Here is a 13,888-nt window from a genome sequence, read left to right on the forward strand (position 1 = left end):
GCTCGCGAAAGCGGTGCTACGGGAGACATCTGTGCTGAATGTCAGTCCGTCTTCGCGAGCAAGCCCGCTCCCACAGGGATTTTCGTGGGTGTCGAATTTTGTTCCAGGGACAAACAACAAGGGGGCGAATTTTCATCCGCCCCCTGTTTGTCCGCTTACTCTTGCGGTTCTTCGTCTGCGGCGGCGTCGAGCTGCTGGTCTTCAACGACGTCGTTTATCACGACTTCGCCGTCGAACTCGGCACCCTCTTCACCTTCCAGCTCTTCGCCCTCGACTTCCGACGGCTCCTGAACCCGTTCCAGGCCTACCAGCGTTTCATCACTGGCCAGCTTGATCAGGGTCACGCCCTGGGTATTACGGCCCAGGCTGGAGACTTCGTCGACACGGGTACGAACCAATGTGCCCTGGTCGGAAATCAGCATGATTTCCTCACCGTCGAGCACCTGGACTGCGCCGACCAGTCGGCCGTTCCGGTCGTTGCTGACCATGGCGATAACACCCTGGCCGCCACGCTTGTACTCGGGGAACTCGCCGATGGCGGTGCGCTTGCCATAACCACGCGCCGAAGCGGTGAGGATCTGGCTGCCTTCTTCCGGGATCAGCATGGAAATCAGCTTCTGACCTTCAGGCAGACGCATGCCGCGAACACCGCGAGCGGTACGGCCCATGGCACGAACGTCGGTTTCCTTGAAGCGGGTCACCTTGCCACCGTCGGAGAACAGCATGACTTCACGCTCGCCATCGGTGATGGCGGCCGAGATCAACACGTCGCCTTCGTCCAGCTCCAGCGCGATCAGGCCGACGCTGCGTTGACGGCTGAAGGATTCCAGCGGGGTCTTCTTCACGGTGCCCTTGGCGGTGGCCATGAAGATGAAGTGACCTTCGGTGTATTCCTCGACCGGCAGCATGGTGGTGATGTACTCATCACTGTCCAGCGGCAGCAGGTTGACCAGCGGACGGCCGCGCGCGGCACGGGACGCTTCCGGAATTTCGTAGGTCTTGAGCCAGTACACCTTGCCCTTGCTGGAGAACAGCAGCAGCGTGGTGTGGCTGTTGGCTACCAGCAGGTGAGCGATGTAGTCCTCATCCTTGACGCCGGTCGCCGATTTGCCTTTACCGCCACGACGCTGGGCCTGGTACGCAGCCAGCGGCTGGGTCTTGGCATAGCCGCCGTGGGAAATGGTCACGACACGGTCTTCTTCCGGGATCATGTCGCCCAGGGTCAGGTCGAGTCGGGCATCGAGAATCTCGGTGCGACGCACATCGCCGTATTCGGCGCGGATCACTTCCAGCTCTTCGCGGATCACTTCCATCAGGCGCGCGGCGCTATTGAGGATGCGGATCAGCTCGCCGATCTGGTTGAGGATCTCCTGGTACTCGGCCAGCAGTTTCTCGTGCTCCAGACCGGTCAGGCGGTGCAGACGCAGCTCGAGGATGGCCTGGGCCTGCTCTGGCGACAGGAAGTACTTGCCGTCACGCAGGCCGTACTGCGGGTCGAGGTTTTCCGGACGGCACGAATCGGCACCGGCACGCTCCACCATCGCCACCACCGCCGAGGATTCCCACGGGGTGCTGACCAGCGCTTCCTTGGCTTCCGATGGGGTCGGCGAGGCCTTGATCAGGGCGATGACCGGGTCGATGTTCGACAAGGCAACCGCTTGACCTTCAAGGATGTGACCACGCTCGCGCGCCTTGCGCAGTTCGAACACGGTACGGCGGGTAACGACTTCGCGACGGTGACGCACGAAGGCTTCCAGCAGGTCCTTGAGGTTGAGGATCCGCGGACGGCCGTCGATCAGCGCCACGATGTTGATACCGAACACGCTCTGCAGCTGGGTCTGGGCGTAGAGGTTGTTGAGGATCACCTCAGGCACTTCGCCACGACGCAGTTCGATCACGACGCGCATACCGTCCTTGTCGGACTCGTCGCGCAGTTCGGTGATGCCTTCGAGCTTCTTCTCTTTTACCAGCTCGGCGATCTTCTCGATCAGACGCGCCTTGTTCAACTGGTAAGGCAGTTCGGTAATGACGATCTGCTGACGGCCACCGACCTTGTCGATGTCTTCGATGGTCGAGCGGGCGCGCATGTAAATGCGGCCGCGACCGGTGCGGTAGGCTTCGATGATGCCGGCGCGACCGTTGATGATCGCCGCCGTCGGGAAGTCCGGACCCGGGATGTATTGCATCAGTTCATCGACAGTCAGCTCAGGGTTGTCGATGAGCGCCAGGCAACCGTCGATGACTTCACCGAGGTTGTGCGGCGGGATGTTGGTCGCCATGCCCACGGCGATACCGCTGGAGCCGTTGACCAGCAGGTTGGGAATACGGGTCGGCATGACCGCCGGGATCAGTTCGGTGCCGTCGTAGTTCGGCACCCAGTCCACGGTTTCCTTGTGCAGGTCGGCCAGCAGCTCGTGCGCCAGCTTGGTCATGCGCACTTCGGTGTATCGCATGGCCGCCGCGTTGTCGCCGTCCACGGAGCCGAAGTTGCCCTGGCCGTCGACCAGCAGGTAGCGCAGCGAGAATGGCTGCGCCATCCGGACGATGGTGTCGTACACCGCGGTATCACCGTGCGGGTGATACTTACCGATCACGTCACCGACGACACGGGCAGATTTCTTGTACGGCTTGTTGAAGTCGTTGCCCAGCTCGCTCATCGCGAACAGCACACGCCGGTGCACGGGCTTCAAGCCATCGCGCGCATCCGGCAGTGCCCGCCCGACAATTACGCTCATTGCGTAGTCGAGGTAGGACTGCTTCAGCTCGTCTTCGATATTGACCGGGAGGATTTCTTTGGCCAGTTCGCCCATGAGAAGCCTGATTCCTTTTTCTGGTGAAACTTCGTCAGGACCAACGAAGCTCGTCGATGCAAGCTGATTGCCGAGGCACCGACTTACGACAAATCAACAAGTTATGCCATGGATCTGCGCAGTAGAGGCAGCCACCTTGGACTGCCCTGGAAACCGCCGGATGTTATCACAAGAGCCGCCACGCACCTATCCCCCAGATGCGCATGGAGAGTAGTTAGTTGACTGATGGCGTGCTTGAGGGGGAGCTGAGGGGCTTAGAGCTGTGCTGAATGGAGAAAAAGGGGGCATATCCAGCTGGTTTGTCGAGTTTTTGCCCTCATCGCGAGCAGGCTCGCTCCCACAGGAATTGTGGTGCACGCAAAATCCGTGTGGGAGCGAGCCTGCTCGCGATAGGGCCCGCAGAGCTAGCCGATATCTTCAGTGCAACCGCTTGCGGCACATCAACTGCGCCATCTTCGCCGTGTCCGGGCGCTCGACAATGCCCTTTTCCGTGACGATCGCGTCGATCAGGTCCGCCGGCGTCACGTCGAACACCGGGTTGAACGCATCGACATCGGCGCCCACCCGCTTGCCGCCGACCTCCAGCAACTCACGGCCGTCGCGCTCTTCGATCGGGATGTCGTCGCCACTGGCCAGGTTCATGTCGATGGTCGAGCTCGGCGCCACCACCATGAAACGCACCCCGTGATGCATGGCATTCACCGCCAGTTGGTAGGTGCCGATCTTGTTCGCCACGTCGCCATTGGCGGTGATGCGGTCGGCTCCGACGATGACCCAGGTGATGCCCTTGGTCTTCATGATGTGGGCAGCGGCGGAGTCGGCATTGAGTGTCACGGGAATGCCTTCATTGGCCAGCTCCCACGCCGTCAACCGTGAACCCTGCAGCCAGGGGCGGGTTTCGTCGGCGTACACACGTTCCACCATGCCTTCGATAAACGCACCACGAATCACCCCCAAGGCGGTACCGAAGCCGCCGGTGGCCAGGGCCCCGGTGTTGCAATGGGTCAGGATCGCCTGGGCATTGCCCTGGTGTTTGCGGATCAGGTCCACCCCCAACTGAGCCATGGTCAGGTTGGCTTCGCGATCACTTTCGTGAATGGCGATGGCCTCAGCCTCCAGCACGGCCAGCGGATCGTCATGGTCTTTCAGCCGATCCAGCCGATCATGCATGCGTCCCAGGGCCCAGAACAGGTTGACGGCGGTGGGACGGGAATCGGCGAGCAACGCGAAATCCTCTTCCAGCGCCGCGTACCAGTCGCCGCCTTCGGCCAGCCGGGCACGGGCCGCCAGCACAATGCCATAGGCGGCACTGATGCCGATCGCCGGCGCCCCACGCACCACCATCGAGCGAATGGCCTCGGCCACGCCCGTGGCACTGGTATAGGCGAGCCAGGTTTCCTCGAACGGCAAGATACGCTGATCCAGCAGATACAGGGCGCCATCACGCCAATCGATGGCCTTCACTTTCTCTGCCGCCATTAGTCGATCGCGCATCCCTCACCCCGCACTCATGAACAAAAGCCGCCGATTATAGCGATCCCCCCGCCAAGACGCTCGGGTATACTTCGCCATCTTTTACAAAAGTACCGGAACCCGACCTCGATGCCGAACACTGCCGCTGCGCTCGACCTGCTATTGCTGCCGACCTGGCTGGTACCTGTCGAACCCGCTGGTGTTGTCCTCAAGGATCATGCCCTGGGCATCCGCGACGGGCACATCGTGTTTATCGGCCCCCGTGCCGCCGCACTGAAGCTTGAAGCAGCCGAAGTCCGCGAACTGCCGGACATGCTGCTCAGCCCTGGCCTGATCAATGCCCACGGGCATGCGGCGATGACGCTCTTTCGCGGCCTGGCCGACGACCTGCCGCTGATGACCTGGCTGGAAAACCACATCTGGCCGGCAGAAGCCAAATGGGTCGATGAAGCCTTTGTACGCGATGGCACCGACCTTGCCATCGCCGAGCAGATCAAAGGCGGGATCACCTGTTTCTCTGACATGTATTTCTTCCCGAAGGTTGCCAGCGAACGCGTGCACAACAGCGGCATTCGCGCGCAGATCGCGATTCCGATCCTCGATTTCCCGATTCCGGGCGCTGGCAGCGCCGATGAAGCCATTCGTCAGGGCGTCGAGCTGTTCAACGATCTCAAGCACCACGAACGCATCAAGGTCACCTTCGGCCCGCACGCGCCCTACACCGTAGGCGACGAAAACCTGGAGAAAATCCGGGTGATCGCCGAAGAGCTGGATGCGTCGATCCACATGCATGTCCACGAAACGGCCTTCGAAGTGCAGCAAGCGCTGGAACAGCGTGGGGAACGACCACTGGCCCGACTGGCGCGCCTGGGGTTGCTGGGGCCGCGCTTTCAGGCGGTGCACATGACTCAGATCAGCGATGAAGACCTGGCAATGCTGGTAGAAAGCAACACCACGGTGATTCATTGCCCGGAATCGAACCTGAAGCTGGCCAGCGGGTTCTGTCCGGTGGAGCGGTTGTGGCAGGCAGGCGTCAACGTGGCGGTCGGCACCGACGGCGCGGCGAGCAATAATGACCTCGATCTGCTTGGCGAGACGCGCACCGCTGCCCTGCTCGCCAAGGCCGTTGCCGGCTCGGCCACCGCGCTGGACGCCCATCGCGCCCTGCGCATGGCCACATTGAACGGCGCCCGGGCCCTGGGAATCGAAGCCGAGGTGGGCTCGCTGGAAATCGGCAAGGTCGCGGACATGGTCGCCTTCGACCTGTCGGGCCTGGCACAGCAACCGGTCTACGATCCGGTTTCGCAGCTTATATATGCCACCGGTCGCGATTGCGTGAAACACCTTTGGGTTGCCGGCAGGCAATTGCTGGATGACCGCCGCCTGACGCGTCTCGACGAGGCACAACTAAGCGCCACGACCAAGGCCTGGGGCCAGCGCATCAGCGGCCACAGCGAATCGTAATCAGCCGAATTGAAAAGCCCGTGGCGCCAGGCGCCGGGGCAACAGGATTTTTCAAGTTTTAGAGGATGAACCATGAGTAACGTCGACCACGCAGAAATCGCCAAATTCGAAGCCCTGGCCCATCGCTGGTGGGACCGCGAAAGCGAATTCAAACCGCTGCACGACATCAACCCGCTGCGCGTGAACTGGATTGACGAGCGGGTCAATCTGGCCGGCAAGAAGGTGCTCGACGTCGGTTGCGGCGGCGGCATCCTCAGCGAAGCCATGGCGCAACGCGGCGCGACCGTGATGGGCATCGACATGGGCGAAGCGCCGCTGGCCGTGGCGCAACTGCATCAACTGGAGTCTGGTGTGAGCGTCGAGTACCGGCAGATCACCGCCGAAGCCCTGGCCGAAGAAATGCCCGAGCAGTTCGACGTGGTCACCTGCCTGGAGATGCTCGAGCACGTACCGGACCCTTCGTCGGTGATCCGCGCCTGCTTCAAGATGGTCAAGCCCGGCGGCCAGGTGTTCTTCTCCACCATCAACCGCAACCCGAAGGCGTACCTGTTCGCCATCGTCGGCGCCGAATACATCATGAAGCTGCTGCCTCGCGGCACTCACGACTTCAAGAAATTCATCCGCCCTTCCGAGCTGGGTGCCTGGAGCCGCATGGCCGGCCTGACCGTCAAGGACATCATCGGGCTGACGTACAACCCGCTGACCAAGCACTACAAGCTGGCGCCCGACGTGGACGTCAACTACATGATCCAGACCCTGCGCGAGGAATAAGCCGATGCGTATCAGAGCAGTCCTTTTCGACATGGACGGCACCCTGCTCGACACCGCGCCGGACTTCATCGCGATCTGTCAGGCGATGCGTGCCGATCGCGGCTTGCCGCCCATCAATGACAAGCATATCCGCGACGAGATCTCCGGTGGCGCCAAGGCAATGGTCGCCGTGACCTTCTCCATGGACCCGGAGTCGCCAGGCTTCGAAGAACTGCGCCAGGAATTCCTGGAACGCTACCTCGCCGGTTGCGCCGTGCACAGCAAACTGTTCGACGGCATGCCCGAACTGCTGGCCGACATCGAGAAGGCCAACCTGATCTGGGGCGTGGTCACCAACAAGCCGGTACGGTTTGCCGAGCCGATCATGCAGCAACTGGGGCTGGCCGAACGCTCGGCCCTGTTGATCTGCCCGGACCATGTGAAGAACAGCAAGCCTGACCCCGAGCCACTGATCCTGGCGTGCAAGATGCTCGACCTGGACCCGGCCAGCGTGCTGTTCGTCGGCGATGACCTGCGTGACATCGAATCCGGCCGCGATGCCGGAACCAAGACCGCCGCCGTGACCTATGGCTACATCCATCCGGACGATAACCCGCGGCATTGGGGCGCGGATGTGGTGGTGGATCATCCGCTGGAGTTGCGCAAGGTGCTTGATAGCGCGCTGTGCAGTTGCTGAGCGGCATTTGCCGAATGACACATGTGGGAGCGAGCCTGCTCGCGAAGGCGATGCATCAGGCGACATCCGTGTTGACTGACATGGCCCCATCGCGAGCAGGCTCGCTCCCACAGGGATAGCGCTGACCCAGAAGAATTTTTGTCGAGGTTTCTCATGTTTGATTATTCCGCCCGCCCCGAACTGCTCAAGGACCGGGTCATTCTGGTCACCGGCGCCGGTCGTGGCATTGGTGCCGCTGCTGCCAAGGCCTACGCCGCGCATGGCGCAACCGTCCTGCTGCTGGGCAAGACCGAAGCCAACCTGACTCAGGTCTACGACGAAATCGAAGCGGCCGGCCATCCACAGCCGGCGGTGATCCCGTTCAACCTGGAAACCGCCCAGCCGCATCAATACGATGAACTGGCCGCAATGATCGAAAACGAATTCGGCCACCTCGACGGTTTGCTGCACAACGCCTCGATCATTGGTCCACGTACGCCGATCGAGCAGTTGTCCGGCGAGAACTTCATGCGCGTCATGCACGTCAACGTCAACGCCATGTTCATGCTCACCAGCACCCTGCTGCCCTTGCTCAAGCTGTCGCAGGATGCATCGGTGGTGTTCACCTCCAGCAGCGTCGGCCGCAAGGGCCGTGCGTATTGGGGCGCCTACGGCGTCTCGAAATTCGCCACCGAAGGGCTGATGCAAACCCTGGCGGACGAAGTGGACACCGTGGCCCCGGTTCGCTCCAACAGCATCAACCCCGGCGCCACCCGCACCAGCATGCGCGCCCAGGCCTACCCCGGCGAAAACCCGCTGAACAACCCGACGCCCGAGGAGATCATGCCGGTCTACCTCTACCTGATGGGCCCGGACAGTACCGGCATCAATGGCCAGGCGTTCAACGCCCAATAACCGTGCGTCGCTTTTGTGCTGCGGCGAATTCCCGTCGCAGCACTCTGCAGGCAGCGTCTTTCGAGTCAAACAAACGTCGCCCACGGTTTCAGACGGCCCCAATAGCGACTACAAATCCTTGATTTTCATCTGATTTTAATAAAATCAAACTAACTGGCACGGCTTTCGCTCTGATTAGATTCAGACACGCCGTGTGAAAATGGACGGGCCGACGCTCCAGTCGACGGGTTATTAATCTTCGCCAAAGCAGATTAAACTTGTACGAAATGTCCTACGGGACTGATGGATCAGTACGACGCGCAGCCCAAAGCCGCTCTCACCCAGCTTGTAAGACAGCCTTACTGCTCAAGGGCGCACGCCATATGAAATCACCCTCCCAGACCAACGCAATTGACTTCGACAGCGCCAAATTGCAACGCCTGGGCTTTGCTCAACAACCGCCGCTTCTGAAGCGTCCGGCCAGCCTTGCGCAAGTGCGCCAGCAACTGAACCAGCAGTTGCAGACCAGCCTCGAGCCGCAACGCATCCTTGAGACCTTTTTCCGCGAAATTCATCGGCTCGTGCCGCTCGACGCCTTGAGTTATGAACACAAGGCCTGCGACTTGCGCCTGGAATTCGGCCTGCGCGGTCACCATTCGGTCAGCTACAGCCTCAGCCATGAAGGCGAGCACCTGGGCGAGCTGCTGTTCCGCCGCAATCAGCGTTTCAGTGAGCAGGAGCTGGGCCACCTCGAGTCGTTGCTCTCCGCCCTTCTTTACCCGATGCGCAATGCCCTGCTCTACCGTGCAGCGACCCAGAGTGCCTTGCGCGACCCGCTGACGGACACCGGCAATCGCATTGCCATGGACCAGACGTTGCAACGGGAGATCGAGATGTCCCGTCGGCACCTGCAACCCTTGTCCCTGCTGATGCTGGACATCGACCATTTCAAGCGGATCAATGACGGCCACGGCCACAGCGCCGGTGACGATGTGCTGCGGGCCGTCGCCGCCTCGATCAAAAGCCAGTTGCGCAATGTCGACATGGTGTTCCGCTTCGGCGGCGAAGAGTTTCTGATCCTGCTGTCCAACACCGGACGCGAGGCCGCCGCCCTGGTCGGCGAGCGGCTGCGGCTTTGCGCACAGAACAAGGATTTCCTCGCCGATGGTCATCTGATCGAGTTGACCGTCAGCCTTGGCTGTTCGACCCTGCTGCCGGGAGAATCTGCCGAAAGCCTGCTGCGCCGGGCCGACAGCGCCTTGTATGTGGCCAAGCGCGAAGGCCGCAACCGGCTGGCGATGGCGGGCTGAGCAGCCCGCCTCGTCAGGTTCAGCGCACCGCGCCGCGCAACTCGCCGACCAACCCGCGCAAACTGTCCGGCTGCGCCGCCTCGACCGTCACCGCCGGGCCGGCCACCAGGGTCACCCGCGACCACAGGCGACGAAATAACCCCTTGGCGGGATCACGACTGAAGAAGCTGCCCCACAGCCCCTGCAGCGCCAGTGGAATCACCGGCACCGGCGTTTCCTCGAGGATCCGCGTCAGCCCACCCTTGAATTCGTTGATCTCGCCATCGGCGGTCAATTTTCCCTCGGGGAAAATACACACTAACTCGCCTTCTTTCAGGTAGTGCGCGATCCGCGTGAAGGCCTTTTCGTAAATCTGGATATCTTCATGGCGCCCCGCGATCGGAATCGTTCCGGCGGTACGGAAGATGAAGTTCAATACCGGCAGGTTGTAGATCTTGTAGTACATCACAAAGCGAATCGGCCGACGTACAGCGCCACCGATCAGCAGGGCATCGACAAACGACACGTGGTTGCACACCAGCAGCGCCGCGCCTTCATCCGGGATCAGGTCCAGGTTGCGATGTTCCACACGGTACATGGAATGGCTGAGCAGCCAGATCATGAAACGCATGGTGAACTCCGGAACGATCCTGAAGATGTAGGCGTTGACGCCAATGTTCAGCAACGACACCACCAGGAAAAGGTGGGGAATCGACAACTTGGCCAGGCTCAGCAATACGATCGAGACAATGGCCGACACCACCATGAACAAGGCGTTGAGGATGTTGTTGGCGGCAATCACCCGCGCCCGCTCGTTTTCCGGGGTTCGCGACTGGATCAGCGCGTAGAGCGGCACGATGTAGAAACCGCCGAAGATGCCCAGGCCGAGAATGTCGATCAGCACCAGCCAGGTGTGACCAAAACCAAGGATGTCGACCCAGCCATGGCCGTTGGCACTGTCTGGAATCCCCCCGGAGTGCCACCACAACAACAGCCCGAACAGGGTCAGCCCGAATGAACCGAACGGCACCAGGCCGATCTCGACCTTGCGCCCGGAGAGCTTTTCGCACAACAGCGAACCCAGGGCGATGCCGACCGAGAACACCGTCAGGATCAGCGTCACCACGGTTTCGTCGCCGTGCATCCACTCCTTGGCATACGCCGGAATTTGCGTGAGATAGATCGCCCCGACGAACCAGAACCACGAATTGCCGACAATCGAGCGCGACACCGCGGGCGTCTGCCCCAGGCCCAGTTTCAAGGTGGCCCAGGATTGGCTGAAGATGTTCCAGTTCAGGCGCATGTGCGGTGACGAGGCCGCCGCCCTCGGGATGCTGCGGCTGGCCAGATAACCGAGCACCGCAATGCCGATGATCGCCGTGGAGACGATGGGCGCGTAGTTGGCGGACGACATCATGATTCCGGCACCGATGGTACCGGCCAGAATCGCCAGGAAAGTCCCCATTTCCACCAGACCATTGCCGCCGACCAGTTCCTCCTCGTGCAGCGCCTGGGGCAGGATCGAGTATTTCACCGGTCCGAACAGCGCCGAGTGAGTGCCCATGGCGAACAACGCCACCAGCATCAGCGACAGATGATCGAAGACGAAACCCACCGCCCCCACCACCATGATGGCGATCTCGCCCAATTTGATCAGGCGAATCAGCGCATCCTTGGCGAACTTCTCGCCAAACTGCCCGGCCAGCGCCGAGAACAGGAAGAACGGCAGGATGAACAGCAGCGCGCACAGGTTGACCCAGATCGAACGATCACCCTCGATGGTCAACTTGTACAAGATGGCGAGGATCAGCGACTGCTTGAACACGTTGTCGTTGAACGCCCCAAGGGATTGGGTCAGAAAAAACGGCAGGAAGCGCCGGGTGCGAAGCAAGGTGAACTGTGAGGGGTGACTCATCTTCCGTGTTTCCCTGGTTTAGGTAGCGAGTGGCCTGGATTCTATTATGGGAATGTCGAATGTCGATCCAGGCCACAGATTACCGAATCCTGGGCGGTTATTTCTGTAATCCTGCAATGCACGGCGAGACAAACAACTCGCCGCGCCATGCGCCCTGCGCAGTACGTTTGGCGACGATCAGCCACATCACCGCCAGCAAGGCCACCAGCGCGCAGCCAAAGACACTGAAAAACAGCAGGCCCAGATGACTGGCCAGCTTCAGCGTGGCCAGAGAATAGACGCCCAGCGGAAAGGTGAACCCCCACCAGCCCAGGTTGAACGGGATGCCGACGCTCAGGTAACGGCAGGTGATCAGGAAGGCGATCAGCATCCACCACAAACCGAAACCCCACAGCGTAATCCCCGCCACCAGCCCCAGCCCGGCGGCGATCTCGCCGATGCCCGGCAAGCCGTTGGCGGCGAAGATGGCCGGCGCGTCATTGCCCAGCAACAGCATGCCCAAGGCCCCGGTGCCGATCGGCCCCAGCGCCAGCCAGCTCGAGGCCGCCATGCTCTCGTGAGGCAGTTTATGCAGGGCCATGCGCAGCAACAGAATGGTCAGGATGCTCAGGGCCACCGGCAGCGAAAACGCCCAAAGCACATAGCTGGTCACCAGCACCACCCATTGCGCATGGGCATCGACCAGGTGCGGCGCCAGCAGGCCACCACTGGCAGCCGCCACTTCGGCAGCCACCACCGGCAGCAGCCAGACAGCGGTCATCTGGTCAATGCTGTGTTCCTGCCGGGTAAACATCATGTAGGGAATCAACACACCGCAGGCCACGGACAACGCCACGTCCAGCCACCACAACAGCCCGGCGATCTCGATCATGCCCTCGCCCCAACGCGGCAAACCGAACACCAGGCAACCATTGATGATGGTCGCCAGCCCCATGGGGATGGTGCCGAAGAACATGGAGACGGTGGAATGACCGAAAATCCTTCGCGCCTCGTCAAAAAACAGCAGCCAGCGTGCGGCGTAGAGCACGGTGAACAACCCGAACAGTACGATGTTCAGCAGCCAGAGCGCTTCGGCCAGCGCATGCAAACCAGGCACCGGGATCGGCAGTTGCGCCAGCGCCAGGGCCAGAACCCCGGTTCCCATGGTCGCAGCGAACCAGTTGGGCGTGAAGTGGCGAATCACATCGCGCGGATGCTGCAGTTGACTGAAAGGTTTGATGCTGCGGGTGACGGCATGGGTGCCTGTCATGGCGTACTCCTGTCCTCCCTTGAGGTGGAGCCCATGCTAGACCTGAATCGAATATCTATATAACGGGTAATTTCTCTAACAGTTATCGATTTTATTAATAACGCAAAAACTCGGTCTTCATGGGCGCACCGATGCGCTGCATGCCTGAGCTGGACGCTGGCGCAGCAGCGACAGCAATCCACAGACCGCCAGCAGGACCAGCACTGCGCCATAACCGTCGGTGGTCGTGACCAGGCCAAAGCTGCGCGTGAGACTCCCCGCGAGCAGCGACGGCAGGCAGAACGCCAGATAACTCAGCACGTAATAGGCCGACATCAGACCCGCACGTTCGTGCGGCAGGGCCAGCGGAACGACCGTGCGCAGCGTCCCGAGAAAACTGGCGCCAAAGCCGCAGCCGGCGATCAGCGTCCCGATGAAGAACAGTGTCAGGCTGGCGCTGTGCACGCCCAGCAGAATCGCCGCCACACCCACTGGCAAGACGCTCGCGCCCAACCGCAAGACTTTGTCGGCGGGACGATTGCGCAAGGTGTAGATCATTACCGCGCCCGTCACTGTCAGCACGGCAACGGTCGCACCGCCAATCAGGTTGGAGGTTGAGCCGGTAGCGGTTCGAACCAGTGACGGCGCGAGGGAGGCGAAGAATCCGCCCAGTGCCCAGGCGGCCGTGTTGATCGGCAACACCCGGTACAAGGTGCGACGCGCCTGCACCGGGACGTGCAAGGTTGGCAGCAGCGACGCCAGCGCGCCGGGTTGCGGGCTGACACTTTCCGGCAGACGCCAGACATACAACGCCTGCCCGGCGAACAGCACCAGCAGGACCCAGTAGGTCAGCTGCATCGGCAGCGGTGCAAACTCGGCCAGCAAGCCGCAGCCCATGGCCCCGGCCGCCATGCCGAGCAGTGGCGCGACGCTGTTGACCAACGGACCTTGCTGACGATCAGTGTCCAGCAATGCGGCGCCCAATGCTGCCGTGGCCATACCGGTGGCAAAGCCCTGGAGTACCCGTGCAGCGATCAACCACGCCACGCTGTCGGCGTTGATGAACAGCAGCATGGCCAGCATGTTGAGCAGTACCGAGGTGAAAATCACCGGTTTACGCCCCAGGTAATCCGAGAGCGAACCGACGGTCAGCAAGGCCACCAACAAGCTGATGGCATACACGCCGAAAATCAGCGTCAGGGTCGCTGCCGAGAAGTGCAGATGCTCCTGGTACAAGTGATACAAGGGCGTCGGCGCCGTGGAAGCGGCGAGAAAACTGAGTAAAGTGATCGCCAGAAAGCCCAGGCTTGACCGTTTGGAAATTGAATTCGGCATGTGCACACTCCGCAAAAGCTAATTTTTTGCTTTTGCTGAGTGTGCTACTCGCTG

General features: G+C 61.2%; 10 protein-coding genes. 5 read left to right on the forward strand and 5 right to left on the reverse strand.

Annotated features, from left to right (window positions below):
- Positions 1–155: 155 nt before the first annotated feature.
- Both gyrA and mtnA read right to left on the reverse strand, forming a co-directional pair.
- Complete coding sequence (gene gyrA, locus QIW53_RS06375) at positions 156–2,810, reverse strand: DNA gyrase subunit A (RefSeq protein ID WP_371048796.1); 2,655 nt, start codon at positions 2,808–2,810, stop codon at positions 156–158.
- 417 nt (positions 2,811–3,227) lie between these two features.
- Complete coding sequence (gene mtnA, locus QIW53_RS06380) at positions 3,228–4,304, reverse strand: S-methyl-5-thioribose-1-phosphate isomerase (protein ID WP_371048797.1); 1,077 nt, start codon at positions 4,302–4,304, stop codon at positions 3,228–3,230.
- Positions 4,305–4,412: 108 nt separating this feature from the next.
- Here mtnA and QIW53_RS06385 point away from each other — a divergent pair, with 108 nt between their 5' ends.
- From QIW53_RS06385 to QIW53_RS06405, 5 genes are all read left to right on the forward strand, one after another.
- Positions 4,413–5,747, forward strand: a complete 1,335-nt coding sequence (locus QIW53_RS06385) for a TRZ/ATZ family hydrolase (RefSeq protein WP_371048798.1) — start codon at positions 4,413–4,415, stop codon at positions 5,745–5,747.
- A gap of 72 nt (positions 5,748–5,819) precedes the next feature.
- Positions 5,820–6,518, forward strand: coding sequence for a bifunctional 2-polyprenyl-6-hydroxyphenol methylase/3-demethylubiquinol 3-O-methyltransferase UbiG (gene ubiG, locus QIW53_RS06390; protein WP_371048799.1), 699 nt, complete (start codon positions 5,820–5,822; stop codon positions 6,516–6,518).
- Positions 6,519–6,522: 4 nt separating this feature from the next.
- Positions 6,523–7,194: an N-acetylmuramic acid 6-phosphate phosphatase MupP gene (mupP, locus tag QIW53_RS06395; RefSeq protein WP_371048800.1), complete on the forward strand. Its 672-nt coding sequence runs from the start codon at positions 6,523–6,525 to the stop codon at positions 7,192–7,194.
- Positions 7,195–7,347: 153 nt separating this feature from the next.
- Positions 7,348–8,088, forward strand: coding sequence for a YciK family oxidoreductase (locus tag QIW53_RS06400; protein ID WP_371048801.1), 741 nt, complete (start codon positions 7,348–7,350; stop codon positions 8,086–8,088).
- 362 nt (positions 8,089–8,450) lie between these two features.
- A complete protein-coding gene (locus QIW53_RS06405) occupies positions 8,451–9,377 on the forward strand; it encodes a GGDEF domain-containing protein (protein ID WP_371048802.1) in 927 nt (308 codons plus the stop codon).
- Between the two features lie 19 nt (positions 9,378–9,396).
- Here the strand turns inward: QIW53_RS06405 and QIW53_RS06410 are convergent, their stop codons facing one another.
- From QIW53_RS06410 to QIW53_RS06420, 3 genes are all read right to left on the reverse strand, one after another.
- Positions 9,397–11,271 (reverse strand): MFS transporter, encoded by a 1,875-nt coding sequence (locus tag QIW53_RS06410; protein ID WP_371048803.1) that lies wholly within the window; start codon positions 11,269–11,271, stop codon positions 9,397–9,399.
- A gap of 97 nt (positions 11,272–11,368) precedes the next feature.
- Positions 11,369–12,520 carry a TDT family transporter gene (locus QIW53_RS06415; protein ID WP_371048804.1) on the reverse strand — a complete coding sequence of 384 codons (1,152 nt, stop codon included), beginning with the start codon at positions 12,518–12,520 and terminating at the stop codon, positions 11,369–11,371.
- Between the two features lie 117 nt (positions 12,521–12,637).
- Positions 12,638–13,834: an MFS transporter gene (locus tag QIW53_RS06420; RefSeq protein ID WP_371048806.1), complete on the reverse strand. Its 1,197-nt coding sequence runs from the start codon at positions 13,832–13,834 to the stop codon at positions 12,638–12,640.
- Positions 13,835–13,888 lie beyond the last annotated feature (54 nt).

It is taken from the genome of Pseudomonas fluorescens (assembly GCF_041354075.1).
GTDB lineage: Bacteria > Pseudomonadota > Gammaproteobacteria > Pseudomonadales > Pseudomonadaceae > Aquipseudomonas > Aquipseudomonas fluorescens_CE.

Excerpts from the sequence above, each read along its gene's own strand:
- ubiG (WP_371048799.1), top strand. The coding sequence starts at position 5,820 with ATGAGTAACGTCGACCACGCAGAAATCGCCAAATTCGAAGCCCTGGCC.
- QIW53_RS06385 (WP_371048798.1), top strand. The coding sequence starts at position 4,413 with ATGCCGAACACTGCCGCTGCGCTCGACCTGCTATTGCTGCCGACCTGG.
- QIW53_RS06410 (WP_371048803.1), bottom strand. The coding sequence starts at position 11,271 with ATGAGTCACCCCTCACAGTTCACCTTGCTTCGCACCCGGCGCTTCCTG.
- QIW53_RS06415 (WP_371048804.1), bottom strand. The coding sequence starts at position 12,520 with ATGACAGGCACCCATGCCGTCACCCGCAGCATCAAACCTTTCAGTCAA.
- mtnA (WP_371048797.1), bottom strand. The coding sequence starts at position 4,304 with ATGCGCGATCGACTAATGGCGGCAGAGAAAGTGAAGGCCATCGATTGG.
- QIW53_RS06405 (WP_371048802.1), top strand. The coding sequence starts at position 8,451 with ATGAAATCACCCTCCCAGACCAACGCAATTGACTTCGACAGCGCCAAA.
- gyrA (WP_371048796.1), bottom strand. The coding sequence starts at position 2,810 with ATGGGCGAACTGGCCAAAGAAATCCTCCCGGTCAATATCGAAGACGAG.
- QIW53_RS06400 (WP_371048801.1), top strand. The coding sequence starts at position 7,348 with ATGTTTGATTATTCCGCCCGCCCCGAACTGCTCAAGGACCGGGTCATT.
- QIW53_RS06420 (WP_371048806.1), bottom strand. The coding sequence starts at position 13,834 with ATGCCGAATTCAATTTCCAAACGGTCAAGCCTGGGCTTTCTGGCGATC.
- mupP (WP_371048800.1), top strand. The coding sequence starts at position 6,523 with ATGCGTATCAGAGCAGTCCTTTTCGACATGGACGGCACCCTGCTCGAC.